Origin of the sequence: Dietzia sp. oral taxon 368, assembly GCF_002999155.1 — a bacterium.
GTDB lineage: Bacteria > Actinomycetota > Actinomycetes > Mycobacteriales > Mycobacteriaceae > Dietzia > Dietzia cinnamea.
Genome location: NZ_CP027238.1, coordinates 491,032 through 507,826 on the forward strand (window position 1 = coordinate 491,032; position 16,795 = coordinate 507,826).

The window sequence follows — 16,795 nt, forward strand, 5'->3', positions numbered from 1 at the left end:
CCGAGTCGGCCGGCCCCGGCGGGCCGGCCGTTCGGATCAGATCTTGGCCGCGCCGGGGCTCCACTTGCGGCCGGCCGCCTCGCCCAGCTGGTTGAAGCTCAGGACGGTGAGGAACAGCACGAACGCCGGGATACCTACGAGGTAGGGATACCGCTCGAAGTCGGGCTGGTCGGCGCTGATCATGTTGCCCCAGGTCGGTTCGGGGCGGGGAATTCTCGGTCCCAGGTAGCTCAGCGACGCCTCGGCCACGATGAGCACCGCGACCAGCATGAAACTGTAGGACAGCACGGGCGCCACGATGTTCGGGGCCACCTCGCGCAGCATGATGCGGATCTCGCCGGCGCCGAGCGAGCGGGCGGCCGTGACGAACTCGCGGCCTGCGAAGCTCATGGCGTTGGCGCGCACGAGTCGCGCGTACGAGGCACCACCATGACGCCCAGGGCGAGCGTGACGTTGAGCAGTGTCGGCTCGAGGACCGTGACGATCGCGATGAGCAGGATCAGGGACGGGAACGCGAGCAGCACGTCACTGATGATGGACACGACGCGGTCGGCCCAGCCGCCCTTGTAGCCGGCGATGAGACCGAGCGTGCCGCCGATCAGACCACCGATGACGACGCCGCCGATACCCACGGTGATGGAGACCCTGGCGCCGTAGAGCAGGCCGCCGAGGATGTCGAGGCCCTGACGGCGTCGAAGCGCGTGGCGACCATCGCGTTCAGCTGCGGGTCGAGGGCCTCGATGCGCGCGATGGCGTCCTCGAGTACCTCGGCGGCGGTGGTGACGCCGGAGGCGATGTCGGCGGCCAGGGCGAACGCATCGCGGCCGGCGGCATCGGAGCCGCTCGGGGCAACGGGGGTGTCGGTGCCGCCGGCAACGGCGGGGGTGTCGGTCATGGCGGGGGCCTTTCGGTGCGGGGCGTCAGGCGCCGGGGGGCGGGTCTGGGGACGACGGCGACGACGACGAGGTCAGCCCCAGCGCGACTGCCCGCCGTCGAGCGGGATGGTCGCGCCGGTCAGATACGAGGCCTCTGCCGAGCAGAGCCAGGCGACGGGTCGGCCGATGTCGGCGACGGGGTCACCCACCCGGCCGGCGGGGATGCCGGCGATGAACTCGGCGGCCTCCTCCGGGTTGTTGTCCATCCACCAGTCGAGCCCGGGGCTGTGGGCGTGGGGCGCCACGTTGAGGGCGCGGATGCCGTCGGCGGCCCATTCGTAGGCTGCGGCGCGGGTCAGGGCGCGGACTGCCTCTTTCACGGCGGCGTAGATGCCGTAGTTGGCGGCGTCCCAGCGCACGGCGGCGGAGGTGACGAGGTTGATGACGGTGCCGCCGCCGCGCTCTGCCATTTCGGGGCGGGCGAGCTTCATGAGGCTCAGCGTGACGCGGGGGCCGCCCTCGAAGGCGGTGCGGAAGTCGTCGTCCGGGTAGTCGGACAGCGGCAGGGGCATGGCCATGTTGGCGTTGTTGACGAGGATGTCGACGCCGCCGAGTCGCTCGACTGCAGTGGAGATGATGGTCTCGGGGGCGTCCTCGGCGGTGATGTCGGTGGCCAGGCATTCGGCGGTGCCGCCGGCGGCACGGATCTCCTCGGCGACGCGCTCGAGCTTGTGCATCTTGCGGCCGACGAGCAGTACGGCGGCGCCGGACTCGGCGAGGCCGAGCGAGATGCCGCGGCCGACGCCCTGCCCGCCGCCGGTGACGATGGCGACTTTGCCGGCCAGGCGGGTCGAGGTGCCCTGGGCCGGGGTGTTCCGGCTCGCGGGGCTCTGGCCTGCGGGGCTCTGCGGTGTGTCGGTCATGGGATCCTCCGTGGGTGGTGCGGTGACGGGTGGGTCGTGCGGTGACGGGCGGGTGGCACTCATGCGGTGACGATGGTGAGCAGGCCTGCGATCACCACGAGGACGATCACGGCCGAGCGGAACAGGTGGGTGGGCAGGCGTCGGGCGATCGCGATGCCCAGCTGGTTGGCCGTGATCCCCGCGACGACGCACGCCGCGAGGAGCGGCCACAGGCCGGGCAGGTCGATCCCCGTGCCCGACCACAGCAGCGCGAGCGAGACGATGCTCGTGATGACGAAGTAGCCGGCGAGGTCCGCGATGAAGCTCAGCGGCGGGATCTTCGCGCGGCCCAGCAGCAGGACGACGGGTGGGCCGTTCAGCGAGGTGGTGGTGGAGAAGTACCCGCCGATCGCGCCGGCGGCCGGCTTGAGGTGTTGATCCGGGAGCAGCGTGATGGTCTGCACGCCCAGCCAGGCCCCGGGCACGGACGCCGCACCGAGGACGGCGACGCGCCGCCAGTCGATGTGCTCGCGCAACTGCACGGTGACGCCCACGCGGGTGATGAGCGCGACGACCAGGTTGACCACCACCGTCTCCGCGAGACCGATGCCCGCGGTGAGCATGAGCGGCGCGGCGATGAGCGAGGTGCCGAACCCGGCGGCGCCGCCGATCACCGAGGCGGCGGCCACGCACAGCGCGGCGATGACGATCAGGTCCACTCGTCACCGTCACGGCCGTCGGCTGCGTTGTCGATCCGGGCGGTCCGGGCCGCCGTCACTTCTCGCCGGTGGGGGCCAGGTGGTTGTCGTTGAGCCGGAAGCTGGGCACGTCCTTGAGGTTGATCATGGCCTCGTAGGTGCGCTTGTAACCGGTGCGGGTGATGACCCAACGGCCGTCGACGCGGGCGTAGGCGTCGTCGTAGAAGGCGCTGCCGAAGATGAACGTGTCGTACTCGGGCACGATCACCCGGTCCTGCAGGTACCAGCGGCCGGTGGCGGTGTCGCCGTCGATCTCGATCTCGGGGTGGTGGGCCTGGTGCTCGGTGATGACACCGTCGGTCATCTGCTGCTGCAGCCCGGCCACGACCTCGTCTCGGCCGGTGTAGCTCAGGCGCTTGCCGTATGACGCGGTGACCTCGGGCGCGAGGGTCTGGGCGAGCTCGTCCCACAGCCGGAGGTCGACGCAGCGCAGGTAGCGGTACTTGAGGGCCTTGATGGCGTCGATGTCGTCGCGGCGGTCGGTGGTGTTCATGAGGGCCTTTCGCACGGGTGGGGGCGCGCGTGTCGCGCGCACTGCTGCGACTGTAGTCAATTGTGTACAGTCCGGGAATGGAAACCGGGAAGAACGCCGCCGATGCCCGCCCGACCGGTCGCGACGAGGTCCGCTCGGCGGTCCTGCGCGAGGCCCGTCGATTGCTGTCGGAGCGCGGACCACACGTCCCGCTACGTGACATCGCGGACGCCGCGCAGGTGAATCTCGGGCTCATCCACCGGCACATCGGCCGTAAGGACGCGCTGATCACCGCGGTGATGCAGGACGCGGTGCGGTTCGGCGCGGCGCGACTCGAGAACCTCGACGACGCGGGCGAGGCTGTGCGCGGGATGCTGCTCGGCGCCTCCTCACACCCGGAGATCAGCAGGCTGTTGGCGTGGCTGGCGCTGGACCGCGATGCCGCGTTCCCGCCGATGCTCGACCCCTCCCAGCGGCCGGCCGCCGCGCTGCGCCGGATGAGCTCTCCCCCGCCGGCCGGTGACGTCGAGCTGCTACTGGCATTCACTGCCGTCTACGGGTGGCCGGTGTTGCGTGGGGCCCTGCTCGACGCGCTCGACATCCCCGAGTCCGAGCGCGACGGCATCGACGAGAGCCTCGCCGATCTGCTGGCCAGGGTCGTCACCGGCGAGCGCTGAACTCGCCGTCACCGCCGCGGACCCCGGAGGCTCATCCCTCAGCCCGCGCCCGCTCGTTCACCTAGGGTGGCGGGGTGATCCGCTCCCTTGCCGCTCGCCTCTTCTGGCGCTTCAGCCGCTGGACGCTGTCCACCAGCCCCGGCCCGGATCGACCGACGATCCTTCTCGGCGCGCCACACACGTCCAACTGGGACTTCGTATTGATGCTCGGCATCGCATGGCGTCTGGGCATCGACGTTCACTGGCTGGGCAAGGCCAGCCTCTTCTCCGGCTGGCGCGGGCCGCTCATGCGAGCGCTCGGCGGGGTCGCCGTGGACCGCGGGAGCCCGGCCCGGGTCGTGGAGGACATGGTCCGGCAGGTCCACGCCGGAGAAACGTTCTGCCTGGTCATCACGCCGGACGGCACGCGCAGTGGGCACTCACGCTGGAAGTCCGGCTTCTACCGGATCGCGCGGGAGACGGGCCTCCCGGTGACGCTCGGGTACGTCGATCGGGCCACCATGACGACCGGGCTGGGCCCCACGATCGAGCTGACAGGCGACGTCGCGGCGGACATGGACCGCATCCGCGCGTTCTACGCGGACAAGGCCGGCTTCCACCCGGACAGACGCGTCGAGCCGCGGCTGGCCGACGAAACCCGCACGCGGGACGTGGAGCAGCCCGACCCCTGAGTGTCGCCGCACGCCCGGGAGCCCGGTGAGGCCCGGTGCGGCCCTGTCGGCCCACCGACCCGCGCTCCTATGCGGGACACTGACGTCATGGACGACCTGCGAGCACCCCCGGGGCCCGGCGCTCCCCGCGGTCTCGTGATCCCGGCCGGAGAACTGATCGAGCGATTCTCCCGGTCGTCGGGCCCGGGCGGGCAGCACGTCAACACCGCCGATTCGCGGGTCCAGCTCAGCCTCGATCTCGCCACGACGACGGCCCTGGACGAGTCTCAGCGCACCCGAGCGCTTCAGGCGCTCGCCGCGAGATTGTCGGGCTCCGTCCTCACCGTGGCCGTGGAGGAGAACCGCTCCCAACGGCGCAACCGCGCTACGGCACGGCAGCGACTCGCCGACCTCCTGCGCGACGCCGTGGCGCCGCCGGCCCCCAGGAGACCGACCAGGCCCACCCTCGGCTCGCGCCGCCGACGACTCCAGCATGAGCGTCGACGCGCCGAAATCAAGCGCAATCGCCGACGCCCCGACCTCGACTGATCGCCTTCCACGCGCCCCTCGCCGAGGTGCGAATCGGTGCCTGCCGGCGAACCCCGCATACCCGACGACATAATCGAGCTTCCGTTACTGCCGGACGTCCTCGCGGATTCCACCGCGAATGCCGGCCTTGACACGACTGCCCACAACGGTAGCGTGGGCATATGAGCACTTCCGAGATGATCAGGTCCCATCCGAATCCGACCGGCGGGCTCGACGTGGAGCTGCTCGCCGAGGCCCTCGAGGCCTCCGCGGCGTGCGCGACCATCTGCTCCTCGTGCGCTGACGCCTGTCTGGCCGAGGAGTCGGTCGCGGATCTGCGCGACTGCATCCGCACCGATCTCGACTGCGCGGCCGTCTGCGCGGCCACCGCGGCGCTGCTCAGCCGCCGGACCGGCAGCAACCTCGAGATGGTCAAGGCGCAGCTCAGCGCGTGCCGAACCGCGTGCGCCGCGTGCGCCGACGACTGCGAGCAGCACGCCGACATGCACGAGCACTGCCGGCTGTGCGCCGAGGCGTGCCGTCGGTGCGAGAAGGCGTGCGCTGACCTCCTCGCCGCGATCGGCTGACCGGCCGCCGACTCAGGCCCTCGGCGGCCCACCCCGCCGGCTCAGCGCCCGGCCCTCAGCTGCCTGCGGCCCTTGCCAGCGACTCCACGATCCAGGCGCCCCACTCCGGCGACTCGACCCCCACCCGGATCACGCGGCCGTCGTGGAGGTGGAACGCGACGCAGGTCGAGGAGTGTCCGGCGTCGATGAAGATCTCGCCGTCGCGGCGCAATGATCCGCGGTTGCCCCACTCTCGGCCGATCGGCGTGACCGCCTCGACGTGCACGGACCTGATCTGTTCGGCCGGGATGCGCCTGCGCCACAACGGGAACAGCGCGATGCGGACGGTCCCGTCATCGGCGGAGATCGTCGTGCCCCCGGCCCAGTACACCGCCACGGCAACCGCTCCCAGCGCGAAGAGGACGAACGCCGGCACCAGAGCCACCTGCCCGGCCAGCGCACCCGCCACGAGCGCCACCAGCGGGACCATCGCCAGCGCGGTCACGCCCCAGCGGTACGCCGTCGGCAGCCTGTTCCCGTACACCCTGTCCACGAGGTCGACCCTAGCCAGTCCCGGACGGCCGTCGGTCAGTACTGGACGCCCACTGACTTCCGTTCTCCCAGTTCAGCCCCGAGTCCCGCTGGATAGTGAGGTAACGCTTACCGTCCGCGCGCCGATGTAGAGCGCGGGAGAGGGGACGGTTCGATGTCTCCCGGATGAGCACCCGCCGACCGGCGCGGGTGCCTGGCGAGGGGGCACGATGATCGGTTTCCGGCGGTCCGGCGACAGATGGCGGGTCGGGGCGGGGCGCCGCGACACCGTTGACACGCTCGCCGCCGACACCGCGCGGGGCGACGGCGTGACCGACCCGCCGCCCGCCTCCCCGTCGTCCGACTCGACGTCGCATGCGGCGCTCGGCTGGACGATGGTCGCGGTCGCGGCGGTGGTGCTGGTGTTCCTGCTGGCGCCGTTCGGCCCGCGGGGCGCGTCGTCGGCCATCGATCCGGCCACGTCCACGGGCCCCGATGCGCCGCTCGAGTCGACGAGTCCTCGGACCTGGGTCCTGTCGTCCACGGTCGTCACTTCGTTGCCCGCCGACGACGCAGCGCCGGAGCCCGGGCTCGACGGCACCGACGCCACGGGCGAGCGCCCGCCGCCGTGGATCATCCGGGTGCCGCGGACCACTCCGGCCGGCCAGGCGGATCACCCCGCCACCGCCTCGACCGCCTCCGCACCCGCGACCGCCGGCCCGCCGACCACTCGAGCATCGGCGCCCATCCCGGCCGCGCCCACCAGCCCGGCGGGCGGGCCGTGCCCGCCCTCGTCACCCACGGGAACCGCGTCGCCGCCCACGGAAACCGCGTCCGCTCGCACGGGAACCGCGTCGTTGCCCGCCGCCGACCGCGACGGAACCGGAGGGGGCGGTGACGTCGGGCCGGGCGAGCTCGGGTCCACGTCGGGCCCGAACGGCGACGCCGGCCGGGCCGCGCCCCGCGACGGCGCCTGCGGCGGCTGAACCGGCGCTGACCAGCGCGGGTAGAGCGCTGCGGCGCTGCGGCGCGGACTGCCTACAGCGCGTGCTCCTGGAGGGGCCGACCCTGCGCGTCCAGCAGCGGGGTCAGCCCCCGCCGGTGCCGTCGTTGCGCCACAGGTAGCAGACGCCGGTCCGGCTGTCGCGCAGGATCTCGAGGCGCCCGCCGAACCCGACCGACTCGGAGTGGATCTTCTCGAACCGCTTGTCCTTCTTCGCCATGCGCTCATCGTCGCACTGGTCCACCACGCCTCCCGCGCACGCCGTGCCCACACACCGCGGCCATTGCGCATCTACTCGCTCACCGGGCGGCGTGGATGACGACGACGACGAGCTCGACCTCCCCGGAGGGGGTTCAGGAGTCGTGCGAGCGGGTCAGTCCGCGTGTCGCCTCGGCGACGGCACGATCGGGGGCGCGGAGTTCATACGAGGCGGGTTGCGGGGTGGGCGCCGGGTCCTGAGCGCGGGCGCGGGCGGTGAAGGGGCGTGCGCCCGGTCCGCTGATGAGCCGGACCGCGACGACCACGCCCACGAAGACCATGAGCGTGAACAGGGCGGGCAGCATCCAGGTGGTGTTCGTGAGCAGGGCGGCACCGGCGTCCAGCTCCGCGGCGGCTACGGCGCCGGTCAGGGACGTGGTGATCGTGGTCAGAGTGCTCATGGTGGGGCCTCCCGTCTTTCGCGTCTGTCAGGGATTCGGAGTCCTCCCGCGTCGGGATGGGTGGCGGGCCCGGGTTGTTCCCCGAGGCGCGCGTGACGGGGGTCGGGGTGACCCTGATCCTGACCCGGATCTTCGGTCCGCACGGCGTGAACATGCGGCGGCGGGGGTTATGTTGGTGGGAGTCCCACCCGGCCCCGAGTCTCGAATCGAGTCACCATGAACGAGCAGTACCCGCGGCGGCAGGACGGGCCGTGGACCGAGGGCGGCCACGACGACCGGGACCGCTCGGCGCTGCCGGACCACCTGAACCCCACCGAGCAGTTCCCCACGGCGTCGTACCCGGCGGAACGGTTCTCCGATGACCGGGCCGCGACCGAGCAGTTCCCGGGCGAGCAGTTCCCGACCGAGCGCCTGCCGACCGCCGAGAGCGTCGAGCGCTACTCGGGGCACCGTCAGCCGGAGCCCTACTCCCCACCGTCGGAGCCCCAGCACTACGGGCGGCCAGTCGACCACCAGCCGTTCGCGCGGCCAGTCGACCACCAGCCGTTCGCGCGGCCAGCCGAGCCCCAGCCCTACGGGCGACCGGCCGAGCCGCTGGCCCACGAGGGCGGTTTCCCCTACGGCATGCCGCCGGCCGCGCCGTACGGGGCGCCCTCGCCCTACGGGTACGGCGACCCGTACATCCCGCAGCATCTGCACGTGCCCCCGCCGCAGTTCCAGCAGGGCCCGTATCCGCAGCAGTTCGGCTACCCGCCGATGCAGCAGACCGTCTACGTGCACGGCGCCCCGGCGAGGCGGGTCAACCACGCGCTGCACCTGGTCCTGACGATCGTGACGTTCGGGCTCTGGCTGCCGGTGTGGATCATTCTGGCGATCGCCAACTCCTGACGCGCCCCGGCCACCGCTCGGTGATGAGCGCGGTCACCTCGTCGACCCACTGTTCGTCCAGCGCGGCGTCGCGACTGACGAGGAGCCGGAAGATCGCCGCGCCCGCGACGACCTCGGCGAGCACCGGCAGCGGGTCATAGGCGCGGCGGGTCCGGCCGAACCGTGACTCGAACGCGGGCAGGTCGCCGGCCAGCCGCGCGATCATCCGGCAGGCCATGGTGCGGTCGACACTGGCGCGGGGTGGGCAGGTCACGGCGGCCGTAGTGACCTCGGCGGCCTTGGCGGCTGCCGCCGGGCCCGAGCCGGAGTCGCGGGCCATCCGGCTGTTGGCCCGACTGGCGCGGGGTCGCGAGGAGACCAAGTCGAAGATGGCGCTGATGGCGCACGCGCTCAAGCGCGGCTGCGGAGGCGCGGCCGGCGCGGCGACGGTGGCCGCCGCGAGAGACCGCGGGCGGGGAGATCGTGGGCCGACCGGCGAGCCGCGGAACGGTGGAGGGCGCCGTGCGGGTGGCGCGCTCGATCGTCGATGCCCGCGAGGTCCGGCCCGGCGAGGTGCTCGTCGCGCGCGTGACGGACGTGGGCTGGACGCCGTATTTCACGGTGATCGCTGCGCTGGTCACCGACATCGGGAGCTCGGTCTCGCACGGTGCGGTGGTCGCGCGCGAGTACGGCCTGCCGTGCGTGGTGAACACGATCGTCGCCACGCAGACGCTACGCACCGGCGACCGCGTCCGCGTAGACGGAGACCGGGGCGTGGTGACGCGGTTGGAGGGGTGAGGCGCTGGGCGTCCGTGTGGATCGCTGCCGCCCGGGGCGAGGCCACCGACCTGAGCGGCTCCGGCGATGTCGGGCTGGCCCCGGCCCCTGCTGCAGCGCCGTCACTCTGTCGCGCGGTCACACCTGCTCACGTTTTCCCAGGTCCACTTCGCCACCATGCCGCATTTGTGACCACTTTCCGGGGGTCGGGGCACGGCGAGTCCCGGGTGCGGCGCTGGTGGCCGACCTCGATGGCAACAGCATGAGGCGTGACAAGGGCTGGTGCTCGGCCCCTGGATGACGGGCCGACGCGCTGCCCAGTGGCGGCGCCGGCGACAGGCTGCTAGACGTGGAGGTCCACGCGCCCCCATGCCACGAGGAGGACGAGATGATCACCGAGGACCCCATCGACCCGGACGAATACACCCCGGGCCCTGATTCGGTCACCGCTCCCGAGGAGTACGAGCCCGAGGTGACCGTCGACGACCCCTTCCGCGAGGCAAATCCGGCGGACGTCGCCGAGCAGGCCATCGAGCTGCCCGACGACGACGGCGACCCGGAAGGTGACGACGACGAGGTCAGCTGACCCTGCTAGATGACGGCGAGGGGCCGGCTCCATGTGAGCCGGCCCCTCGCCGTCTAACCGGTCTGTACTACTCGCAGGCGACGCCGTCGTTGTCCCGGTCGAGCGCGGGCCGATACGCCGCGTCACCGCGGTAGATCGGGGCGATGCCCAGCCGACGCGCCTCGGTGCAGTTGGCCACGTGGTATCAGCAGTGCGGCCGCCTCAGGTAATCGCCTTCTCATCTTCGCGCGTTGCGCGTTCGCGGAGAGCGCCGCTAATCTGACCCCACCAGAAGGGGAGTATCCCTGACACGCGTCGTCGTCACTACGGCCCCGGGCCCGGCGGAGTGAGCCACGCATCATCAGTGGCCGGGAGAGACCTTCGATCACCCACTGATCGAAAGGTCCCTGTCATGGACACCCCACTCTGGCTCTGGTTCGCCGTCATCGCCTTCATCGTCGTGATGCTCGCGATCGACCTCGTCGCCCACCGCAAGGCACACGTCATCGGCGTGAAAGAGGCGGCCGCGTGGTCGGCGGTCTGGATCGCGCTCGGAGTCGGCTTCGGCGTGATCGTCTGGGCCGTCTGGGGCGCTGACTTCGGACAACAGTACTTCGCCGGCTACCTCATCGAGAAGTCTCTGGCCGTGGACAACGTCTTCGTCTGGGCGATTATCTTCGCCTACTTCGCGGTGCCCCCGCAGTTCCAGCACCGGGTCTTGTTCCTCGGTGTGCTGGGCGCCCTGGTGTTCCGTGGCATCTTCATCGCGGGCGGCGCGCTGCTCATCCAGAACTTCTCGTGGATCCTCTACATCTTCGCCGCGTTCCTGCTGTACACGGGTTTCCGCATGATCCGTCAGCGCGACGAGCACCTCAACCCGGACCAGTCGCGCGTGCTGGGTGCCTTCCGCCGGCTCGTGCCCATGTCGGACACCTTCCACGGACAGCGACTGCTGGTCCGCAAGGGCGGACTGATCATGGCCACTCCCCTGCTGGCAGTGCTCGTGCTGGTGGAGACGACTGACATCGTGTTCGCCGTCGACTCCATTCCCGCCATCTTCGCCGTCACCGACGAGGTGTTCCTCGTCTTCACCGCCAACGCGTTCGCGATCCTGGGGCTGCGCGCGATGTACTTCCTACTCGCCGATCTGGTCCATCGGTTCGTGTACCTCAAGCTCGGCCTGGCGTTGGTGTTGATGTGGGTGGGCGTGAAGATGCTGCTGAAGATCGACGTCTACTACATCCCGACCCCGCTCTCGCTGGCCGTCATCGCCACGATCCTCACCGTGTCGGTCGTGGCGAGCCTGAGGGCGACGCGCGGGCAAGACCGGCGGAGCCTCCCGACCCCGGCCGAGCCGCCGTTCCGCATCGCGACCCCGGATGAGGACGCAGAGCTCGAGCCGCTGTTCGGCCGCGCGCGCTCCCGCCATCGCTCGGAACGTCCCGCCGCCGGACCGCCACGCTGACGGATGAAAGCGGCCGCGAAAGCCCTTCGGGACCGACTTCGCGACTGCGGTTCTCGGCCCGCTCCGCGGAACGCGTGACGGCTTATAACTTCTCATCGACAGGGGTAGGGTCGGGCTCAACGCCGGTGAGCCCCTCACTCGCACGGCTCCATCGGCGCCATACCAGGAAGGGGCCGATCATGAGTGTCGACAGTTTCAACTCGCGAGACGCGCTGGCAGTCGGAGGCGTCGACTACGAGATCTACCGACTCGACCGGGTCTCCACCGAGGTCCCACTCCCCTACAGCCTGAAGATCCTGCTGGAGAATCTTCTGCGCAACGAGGACGGCCGGGTGGTGACGGCCGAGCAGGTCGAGGCGCTCCAGCAGTGGAATCCCCGCAAGCAGGTGGATCGGGAGATCCAGTACACGCCCGCCCGCGTCCTCATGCAGGACTTCACCGGAGTGCCGTGCGTCGTCGACCTGGTCGCGATGCGCGACGCGATCACCGATCTGGGCGGGGACGCCAAGAAGATCAACCCGCTGATCCCCGGTGAGCTCGTGATCGACCACTCGATCATCGCCGACGTCTTCGGCCGTCCGGACGCCTTCCAGGTCAACGCCGACCTCGAGTTCGGACGGAACCGGGAGCGTTACCAGCTCCTGCGGTGGGCGCAGGAGTCGTTCGCTGACTTCCTCGTGGTCCCTCCGAACACGGGAATCTGCCACCAGGTCAACCTCGAGTACCTGTCCCGGGTCGTCTTCACCCGCGAGGGCACCGAGGGCATGAGGCAGGCCTACCCGGACACGCTGGTGGGCACCGACTCGCACACACCGATGGTCAACGGCCTCGGCGTGCTGGGCTGGGGCGTCGGCGGCATCGAGGCCGAGGCGGCTCTGCTCGGCCAGCCGATGAGCATGCTCATCCCGGAGGTCATCGGACTCAAGCTGACCGGTGAACTGCGGGAGGGCACGACCGCGACGGACCTGGTCCTCCACGTCGCGGAGTTGCTGCGCAAGACCGGCGTGGTCGGCAAGTTCGTCGAGTTCTTCGGACCCGGCGTCTCCAGCGTGCCGCTGGCCAACCGAGCCACGCTCGGCAACATGAGCCCGGAGTACGGGGCGACGTGTGCGATCTTCCCGATCGACTCGGAGACGCTCGACTACCTGCGGCTGACCGGCCGGTCTCAGGAGCAGATCGAGTTGGTCGAGGTCTACGCCAAGGAGCAGGGGCTCTGGCACGACCCGGACAATCCGGCCGAGTACACCCAGGTCATCGAGCTCGACCTTGCGAGCGTCGAGCCGTCGATCGCGGGTCCCCGGCGCCCGCAGGACCGTATCGAGCTGGGCGACGCGCCGGCCGTGGTCCTCGGCAACCTCGCGGAGGAGAAGGAACGGTCCGGGGGGCGGCCCGGCAGCGTGGACGACGCCGCGGAGGACACCTTTCCGGCCAGCGACCCGATCGCCTTCAATCCCGATACGGCGACGGATGAGCCGCCGCGCCGCTACTCCGAGGAGCAGCTGACCGCCAACGCCAAGCTCGGCTGGCCCAGCGACCCGGCGGAGGTCGTGCTGGGCGGCGACTCCCCGGTGATCGTCGACCACGCGGACGTCGTCATCGCGGCGATCACCTCGTGCACCAACACGTCCAACCCCTCGGTGATGATCGGCGCGGCACTGCTCGCCAAGAAGGCGGTCGAGAAGGGACTCGCGCCCAAACCGTGGGTCAAGACGACCCTGGCCCCCGGCTCCCGCGTGGTGACCGACTACTACGCGCGGGCCGGCCTCACCCCGTACCTGGAGCAGCTGGGCTTCGACCTGGTCGGGTACGGCTGTACGACGTGCATCGGCAACTCGGGGCCGCTGACGCCGGCCGTCAGTGAGGCGGTCAATGACAAGGACCTCAACGTCGCGGCGGTCCTGTCCGGTAACCGCAATTTCGAGGGACGCATCCACCCCGAGGTCAGGATGAACTTCCTGGCGTCCCCGCCGCTGGTCATCGCCTATGCCCTCGCCGGGACCATGCGCAAGAACCTGCTCGAGGATCCGCTGGGGACCGGCTCCGACGGCGAGCCGGTCTACCTCCGCGACATCTGGCCGAGTTCGGCCGAGATCAAGGAGGTCGTCGACGCCAACCTCGAGGCCGACATGTTCACCAAGGGCTATGCCGACGTCTTCACGGGCGACGAGAACTGGCGCGGGATGAGCGTGCCGGAGGGCGACAAGTTCGACTGGAACGAGGACTCCACCTACATCCGGCGGCCACCGTACTTCGACGGCATGTCCGCGGAGCCGGAGCCCATCGGGGACATCACCGGCGCCCGCGTGTTGGCTCTTCTCGGCGACTCGGTGACGACCGACCACATCTCCCCGGCCGGTGCCATCAAGGCCTCCTCGCCCGCCGGGAAGTACCTGCAGGAGCAGGGCGTCGAGCCGGCGGACTTCAACTCGTACGGGTCGCGGCGCGGCAACCACGAGGTGATGATCCGCGGCACCTTCGCCAACGTGCGGCTGCGCAACCAACTGGCGCCCGGCACCGAGGGCGGCGTCACGACCCACTTCCCCAGCGGCGAGCAGACCAGCATCTACGATGCGTCGATCCGCTACGCCGAGGACGGCGTGCCGTTGGTCGTCATCGCCGGCGCCGAATACGGCTCCGGCTCATCGCGCGACTGGGCGGCCAAGGGCACGAAGCTGCTCGGGGTCAGAGCCGTGATCGCGGAATCGTTCGAGCGGATCCACCGGTCGAACCTCATCGGTATGGGCGTGCTGCCCCTGCAGTTCCCCGAGGGCGAGTCCGCTTCGAGCCTCGGGGTGAAGGGCGATGAGGTCTTCTCCATCACCGGACTCGACGGCCAGGATTCTGTTCCGGGCGAGGTCACGGTCCGCGCGGGCGAGGGCGACGACGCGATCGAGTTCACCGCAAAGGTCCGCATCGACACCCCGGCGGAGGAGACGTACTACCAGCACGGCGGCATCCTGCTGTACATGCTGCGGCAGATGCTCTGACCGCTGTCCCACCGTCATTCACACTGGGAGAGGTCTTCCTCGATGAGTGGCTTCCCGACCGGGGTCACGTACGTCACCATGAGGACGACGTCCTCGGTGCCCTGGTTCCGCACTTCATGCGGGTAACCGGCGCCTTCGACGACCGAGTCCCCCGCCCGGAAGGTGCGTGTACCTCCGGGGAAGGTGTCGGAGTGGTGGGTGATTTCGCCCTGTTTGACCACGGCGATGAGCTGACCGTGATGGCAGTGCCTCCCCGTGCCGGTACCGGCGGCGATCGTGATCTCGCGGAACGTCACCGACACGCCCCGGTCGCCGTGGACCTTCACCTCGACGGGCTGTTCCTGGAGGCCCTGCACGATGTCGACCGCGAGGACCGGCTGCGTGCCGGCGATCTGCGATGCGGGCGGCGGCGGGGGCGCGATCGCCGATTCGTCTGCGGACCCGGCCCCGCCGGTGCTGCACGCTGAGCTAGCCAGGGCGATCGAGCCGACCAGAAGGATGATGCCGCGTCTGATCGATGTGCTCCGCATGGAAGGTCCCCCGTGACTTCCCGGATCGACTGGACGACGCCGACCGTGCGAGCAACGCTAGCGCAGCGCCGTTGCTGAGAACAGGCTTTTGTTGACACGCCCCGCGAGAAGGTGGCGCTCAGTCCTCGCCGACCGAGACGTTGACCTCGATGTTGCCCTCGACGGCGCGCGAGTAGGGGCACATCTGGTGGGCGAGTGTGGCCAGCTCGTCGGCCTGCTCTGCCTCGAGGCCGGGGATGATCACCTCGAGCTGCACGGCCAGGTCGATGCTCTCCTCGCCCGAGCGCACCAATGAGATCCGTGCGCCGACGGACGAGCCGTCGATCTTGACCTTCTTCTGCCTGGCCGCGCTCTGCAGGGCGGAGTGGAAGCAGGCGGCGTATCCGGCGGCGAACAGCTGCTCGGGGTTGTTGCCTTCGCCGGAGCCACCGAGCTCCTCGGGCGGGGCCATGGTCAGGTCCACGGCCTTGTCGGCGGTGGCCACGTGGCCGTCGCGGCCGCCGCCGGTCGACAGGGCCTCGACGGTGTAGAGCGCATCGGACATGGGCGATCTCCTCAGGTCGTGTGGTGCGGGCGTGGCCCAACGTACGCCGCGTCCGCGGGTGGCGTCAGGGGCCGCGTCGGTGGTTCCGGCGACCACGGGGGATTCGGAGCGCCGTCCGGGCCGGATGGACGACACCCGGTCCGGCCCACGCGCGGTCACGGCTCAGTGGTCGCTACCGACCGACTTCTTCTCGGCGATCGCCGTCCGCGAGAGTCGGCGCACGCGCTTGACCACGAACCACACGAAGGCTATCGCGATCACCGCCAGCACGGCGTTGGACAGCATGCCGCTCCACTGCTCGAGCGCGGGCTTGATGGCGGGGCCGAAGAGGTATCCGGCGCCGATCCAGATGGCGTTCCACACGCCGGACCCGAGGAGCGTGTAGGCACTGAAGTGCGCGAACGGCATCCGTTCGATGCCCGCGGGGATGGAGATGAACGACCGCACGAGGGGGACGCAGCGCCCCACCAGTACGGCGACGCCGCCCCATTTCTGGAAGAACGCCTCCGACTTGTCGAAGTCGTCGTGGTCCAGCAGCGGGATCCGGCCGACGAGGCGGCGGGTGCGGTCCCGGCCGAGCGCCGCGCCCACGACGTACCAGATCCACGCGCCGAGCAGCGCACCCGCGGTCGCCGCCACCCAGGCCAGCCAGAAGCTCATCCGGCCGTCGTAGGCCAGGAAGCCGGCGCCGGGAAGGACGGCCTCGGACGGGATGGGCGGCAGGAAGGTCTCCAGCAGGATCGCGATACCGACGCCGAGCTCGCCGAGGGTCTCCATGAGTGAGAGGATCCAGCCGATGAACCCGTCGTACCCCGCGGAGGGGTCGGTCGGAGGCGACGCGGCGAGAACCATCATGTGGGGAGTCTAGGGCGCGGCGGTACGTCGGAGCGGCCGCGCGCGGCCGAGCTCACCCCCGGGCCTGCGGCATCACGATCCGGTCGGGCGCGGTCAGACCTCCCCGCCGTCAACAGAAGTCGTGGTCAGACTTCCGCGCCGGTGACGTAGGCCGCGGCCAGTTCGCGGAGCGCGGCGTGGTCCTGACCCAGTAGGTCCATGGGCGCGCGCCGCCCGGGCAGCGAGCTGGTCGGCGTGGTCCACCACACGGTGGCGGCCTCCGGGGCGTGCCCGGCGTCGAGCATCCGGTTGACCACGGCGACGATGTCGTCTGCGCGGCGCGGGTCGAAGTGGTCGAGTTTGACAGGACGCCCCGCCGGATGAGGATCTCGCCCGGCGACGCCGGTGAACGAGCTGCGCCGACGCAGTTCCTTGACGACGAGGTCGGCGAACAGCGGGTCGTCGAGCTCTCGCAGTGCACGCTCCGCGCGATCTCCCGACACGGCCTTCTGCGACATCACCCGATTCTGAACAGTCATCGCGACCACCCGCCTTCTGAGCGGAATTTTACAACCTGTTCAGTCCGTGGGCGAGACCCACTTGCG

At 70.5% G+C, this 16,795-nt stretch carries 24 protein-coding genes and 1 pseudogene; 10 read left to right on the forward strand and 15 right to left on the reverse strand.

The features are described from left to right. Positions 1-36: 36 nt before the first annotated feature. The 6 genes from C3V38_RS17860 to C3V38_RS02420 all read right to left on the reverse strand — a co-directional run bounded on the left by C3V38_RS17860 (position 37) and on the right by C3V38_RS02420 (position 3,028). A complete protein-coding gene (locus C3V38_RS17860; protein ID WP_254426055.1) occupies positions 37-405 on the reverse strand; it encodes an ABC transporter permease in 369 nt (122 codons plus the stop codon). Then, entirely contained in the window at positions 387-632 is a 246-nt protein-coding gene (locus C3V38_RS17865; protein ID WP_254426056.1) for an ABC transporter permease subunit, read from the reverse strand. The genes C3V38_RS17860 and C3V38_RS17865 overlap by 19 nt, the downstream gene beginning before the upstream one ends. Next, positions 599-895 carry a hypothetical protein gene (locus C3V38_RS02405; RefSeq protein ID WP_061915457.1) on the reverse strand — a complete coding sequence of 99 codons (297 nt, stop codon included), beginning with the start codon at positions 893-895 and terminating at the stop codon, positions 599-601. Before C3V38_RS02405 ends, C3V38_RS17865 begins: the two co-directional genes overlap by 34 nt. Before the next feature lie 72 nt (positions 896-967). Further along, entirely contained in the window at positions 968-1,798 is an 831-nt protein-coding gene (locus C3V38_RS02410; protein WP_083961787.1) for an SDR family NAD(P)-dependent oxidoreductase, read from the reverse strand. 59 nt (positions 1,799-1,857) lie between these two features. Beyond that, positions 1,858-2,496 carry a sulfite exporter TauE/SafE family protein gene (locus tag C3V38_RS02415; RefSeq protein WP_061915454.1) on the reverse strand — a complete coding sequence of 213 codons (639 nt, stop codon included), beginning with the start codon at positions 2,494-2,496 and terminating at the stop codon, positions 1,858-1,860. A 55-nt stretch (positions 2,497-2,551) separates the two neighbouring features. Beyond that, positions 2,552-3,028, reverse strand: coding sequence for a nuclear transport factor 2 family protein (locus C3V38_RS02420; RefSeq protein ID WP_106384991.1), 477 nt, complete (start codon positions 3,026-3,028; stop codon positions 2,552-2,554). A gap of 77 nt (positions 3,029-3,105) precedes the next feature. Between C3V38_RS02420 and C3V38_RS02425 the strand changes: the two genes are divergently transcribed. The 4 genes from C3V38_RS02425 (at position 3,106) to C3V38_RS02440 (ending at position 5,449) form a co-directional block, all read left to right on the forward strand. Then, positions 3,106-3,684: a TetR/AcrR family transcriptional regulator gene (locus C3V38_RS02425; RefSeq protein WP_106384992.1), complete on the forward strand. Its 579-nt coding sequence runs from the start codon at positions 3,106-3,108 to the stop codon at positions 3,682-3,684. Positions 3,685-3,758: 74 nt separating this feature from the next. Beyond that, a complete protein-coding gene (locus C3V38_RS02430; protein ID WP_061229148.1) occupies positions 3,759-4,355 on the forward strand; it encodes a 1-acyl-sn-glycerol-3-phosphate acyltransferase in 597 nt (198 codons plus the stop codon). 87 nt (positions 4,356-4,442) lie between these two features. Next, positions 4,443-4,883 (forward strand): alternative ribosome rescue aminoacyl-tRNA hydrolase ArfB, encoded by a 441-nt coding sequence (arfB, locus tag C3V38_RS02435; RefSeq protein WP_106386331.1) that lies wholly within the window; start codon positions 4,443-4,445, stop codon positions 4,881-4,883. A 161-nt stretch (positions 4,884-5,044) separates the two neighbouring features. Then, the gene (locus C3V38_RS02440; RefSeq protein ID WP_106384993.1) at positions 5,045-5,449 is read left to right on the forward strand and encodes a four-helix bundle copper-binding protein; all 405 of its coding nucleotides are present in this window, start codon (positions 5,045-5,047) and stop codon (positions 5,447-5,449) included. Positions 5,450-5,504: 55 nt separating this feature from the next. Here the strand turns inward: C3V38_RS02440 and C3V38_RS02445 are convergent, their stop codons facing one another. Beyond that, complete coding sequence (locus C3V38_RS02445; RefSeq protein WP_129591153.1) at positions 5,505-5,981, reverse strand: hypothetical protein; 477 nt, start codon at positions 5,979-5,981, stop codon at positions 5,505-5,507. 208 nt (positions 5,982-6,189) lie between these two features. Here C3V38_RS02445 and C3V38_RS02450 point away from each other — a divergent pair, with 208 nt between their 5' ends. After that, positions 6,190-6,945, forward strand: a complete 756-nt coding sequence (locus tag C3V38_RS02450) for a hypothetical protein (protein ID WP_106384994.1) — start codon at positions 6,190-6,192, stop codon at positions 6,943-6,945. Positions 6,946-7,047: 102 nt separating this feature from the next. On the opposite strand, the gene C3V38_RS02455 is transcribed toward C3V38_RS02450, so the two are convergent. Both C3V38_RS02455 and C3V38_RS02460 read right to left on the reverse strand, forming a co-directional pair. Next, complete coding sequence (locus C3V38_RS02455) at positions 7,048-7,182, reverse strand: DUF6440 family protein (RefSeq protein ID WP_246830860.1); 135 nt, start codon at positions 7,180-7,182, stop codon at positions 7,048-7,050. Between the two features lie 133 nt (positions 7,183-7,315). Further along, on the reverse strand, positions 7,316-7,621 hold the full coding sequence (locus C3V38_RS02460; protein WP_070719956.1) for a hypothetical protein: 306 nt from the start codon (positions 7,619-7,621) through the stop codon (positions 7,316-7,318). A 216-nt stretch (positions 7,622-7,837) separates the two neighbouring features. Between C3V38_RS02460 and C3V38_RS02465 the strand changes: the two genes are divergently transcribed. Beyond that, on the forward strand, positions 7,838-8,509 hold the full coding sequence (locus C3V38_RS02465) for a hypothetical protein (RefSeq protein WP_106384995.1): 672 nt from the start codon (positions 7,838-7,840) through the stop codon (positions 8,507-8,509). Here C3V38_RS02465 and C3V38_RS18265 read toward each other — a convergent pair. After that, positions 8,484-8,903 carry a hypothetical protein gene (locus C3V38_RS18265; RefSeq protein ID WP_311200568.1) on the reverse strand — a complete coding sequence of 140 codons (420 nt, stop codon included), beginning with the start codon at positions 8,901-8,903 and terminating at the stop codon, positions 8,484-8,486. The genes C3V38_RS02465 and C3V38_RS18265 overlap by 26 nt on opposite strands. Positions 8,904-8,971: 68 nt before the next feature. Between C3V38_RS18265 and C3V38_RS02475 the strand changes: the two genes are divergently transcribed. Both C3V38_RS02475 and C3V38_RS02480 read left to right on the forward strand, forming a co-directional pair. Then, a complete protein-coding gene (locus C3V38_RS02475) occupies positions 8,972-9,286 on the forward strand; it encodes a PEP-utilizing enzyme (protein ID WP_231888906.1) in 315 nt (104 codons plus the stop codon). A gap of 367 nt (positions 9,287-9,653) precedes the next feature. Then, positions 9,654-9,851: a hypothetical protein gene (locus C3V38_RS02480; protein WP_070722222.1), complete on the forward strand. Its 198-nt coding sequence runs from the start codon at positions 9,654-9,656 to the stop codon at positions 9,849-9,851. A 67-nt stretch (positions 9,852-9,918) separates the two neighbouring features. Here the strand turns inward: C3V38_RS02480 and C3V38_RS02485 are convergent. Beyond that, positions 9,919-10,023, reverse strand: a pseudogene (locus C3V38_RS02485) (excalibur calcium-binding domain-containing protein); the annotation flags it as partial. Between the two features lie 219 nt (positions 10,024-10,242). On the opposite strand from C3V38_RS02485, the gene C3V38_RS02490 reads away from it, so the two are divergent. Both C3V38_RS02490 and C3V38_RS02495 read left to right on the forward strand, forming a co-directional pair. Continuing rightward, positions 10,243-11,295, forward strand: coding sequence for a TerC family protein (locus tag C3V38_RS02490; protein ID WP_106384996.1), 1,053 nt, complete (start codon positions 10,243-10,245; stop codon positions 11,293-11,295). Between the two features lie 179 nt (positions 11,296-11,474). Further along, the gene (locus C3V38_RS02495; RefSeq protein WP_106384997.1) at positions 11,475-14,282 is read left to right on the forward strand and encodes an aconitate hydratase; all 2,808 of its coding nucleotides are present in this window, start codon (positions 11,475-11,477) and stop codon (positions 14,280-14,282) included. A gap of 14 nt (positions 14,283-14,296) precedes the next feature. Here C3V38_RS02495 and C3V38_RS02500 read toward each other — a convergent pair whose 3' ends face one another. The 4 genes from C3V38_RS02500 to C3V38_RS02515 all read right to left on the reverse strand — a co-directional run bounded on the left by C3V38_RS02500 (position 14,297) and on the right by C3V38_RS02515 (position 16,729). Then, positions 14,297-14,812, reverse strand: coding sequence for a cupin domain-containing protein (locus C3V38_RS02500; RefSeq protein ID WP_061229152.1), 516 nt, complete (start codon positions 14,810-14,812; stop codon positions 14,297-14,299). 118 nt (positions 14,813-14,930) lie between these two features. Next, the gene (locus tag C3V38_RS02505; protein WP_061229153.1) at positions 14,931-15,356 is read right to left on the reverse strand and encodes an organic hydroperoxide resistance protein; all 426 of its coding nucleotides are present in this window, start codon (positions 15,354-15,356) and stop codon (positions 14,931-14,933) included. 162 nt (positions 15,357-15,518) lie between these two features. After that, positions 15,519-16,211 (reverse strand): DedA family protein, encoded by a 693-nt coding sequence (locus C3V38_RS02510; RefSeq protein WP_061229154.1) that lies wholly within the window; start codon positions 16,209-16,211, stop codon positions 15,519-15,521. Between the two features lie 125 nt (positions 16,212-16,336). Beyond that, positions 16,337-16,729 (reverse strand): hypothetical protein, encoded by a 393-nt coding sequence (locus tag C3V38_RS02515; protein WP_129591154.1) that lies wholly within the window; start codon positions 16,727-16,729, stop codon positions 16,337-16,339. Between the last annotated feature and the right edge of the window lie 66 nt (positions 16,730-16,795).

Bases quoted from the DNA above. Each gene is read 5' to 3' on its own strand.
- arfB (WP_106386331.1), top strand. From the start codon at position 4,443: ATGGACGACCTGCGAGCACCCCCGGGGCCCGGCGCTCCCCGCGGTCTC.
- C3V38_RS02410 (WP_083961787.1), bottom strand. From the start codon at position 1,798: ATGACCGACACACCGCAGAGCCCCGCAGGCCAGAGCCCCGCGAGCCGG.
- C3V38_RS02465 (WP_106384995.1), top strand. From the start codon at position 7,838: ATGAACGAGCAGTACCCGCGGCGGCAGGACGGGCCGTGGACCGAGGGC.
- C3V38_RS02455 (WP_246830860.1), bottom strand. From the start codon at position 7,182: ATGGCGAAGAAGGACAAGCGGTTCGAGAAGATCCACTCCGAGTCGGTC.
- C3V38_RS02425 (WP_106384992.1), top strand. From the start codon at position 3,106: ATGGAAACCGGGAAGAACGCCGCCGATGCCCGCCCGACCGGTCGCGAC.
- C3V38_RS02440 (WP_106384993.1), top strand. From the start codon at position 5,045: ATGAGCACTTCCGAGATGATCAGGTCCCATCCGAATCCGACCGGCGGG.
- C3V38_RS02490 (WP_106384996.1), top strand. From the start codon at position 10,243: ATGGACACCCCACTCTGGCTCTGGTTCGCCGTCATCGCCTTCATCGTC.
- C3V38_RS02495 (WP_106384997.1), top strand. From the start codon at position 11,475: ATGAGTGTCGACAGTTTCAACTCGCGAGACGCGCTGGCAGTCGGAGGC.
- C3V38_RS02510 (WP_061229154.1), bottom strand. From the start codon at position 16,211: ATGATGGTTCTCGCCGCGTCGCCTCCGACCGACCCCTCCGCGGGGTAC.
- C3V38_RS02405 (WP_061915457.1), bottom strand. From the start codon at position 895: ATGACCGACACCCCCGCCGTTGCCGGCGGCACCGACACCCCCGTTGCC.
- C3V38_RS02420 (WP_106384991.1), bottom strand. From the start codon at position 3,028: ATGAACACCACCGACCGCCGCGACGACATCGACGCCATCAAGGCCCTC.
- C3V38_RS02505 (WP_061229153.1), bottom strand. From the start codon at position 15,356: ATGTCCGATGCGCTCTACACCGTCGAGGCCCTGTCGACCGGCGGCGGC.
- C3V38_RS02500 (WP_061229152.1), bottom strand. From the start codon at position 14,812: ATGCGGAGCACATCGATCAGACGCGGCATCATCCTTCTGGTCGGCTCG.
- C3V38_RS02480 (WP_070722222.1), top strand. From the start codon at position 9,654: ATGATCACCGAGGACCCCATCGACCCGGACGAATACACCCCGGGCCCT.
- C3V38_RS02460 (WP_070719956.1), bottom strand. From the start codon at position 7,621: ATGAGCACTCTGACCACGATCACCACGTCCCTGACCGGCGCCGTAGCC.
- C3V38_RS02450 (WP_106384994.1), top strand. From the start codon at position 6,190: ATGATCGGTTTCCGGCGGTCCGGCGACAGATGGCGGGTCGGGGCGGGG.
- C3V38_RS02515 (WP_129591154.1), bottom strand. From the start codon at position 16,729: ATGACTGTTCAGAATCGGGTGATGTCGCAGAAGGCCGTGTCGGGAGAT.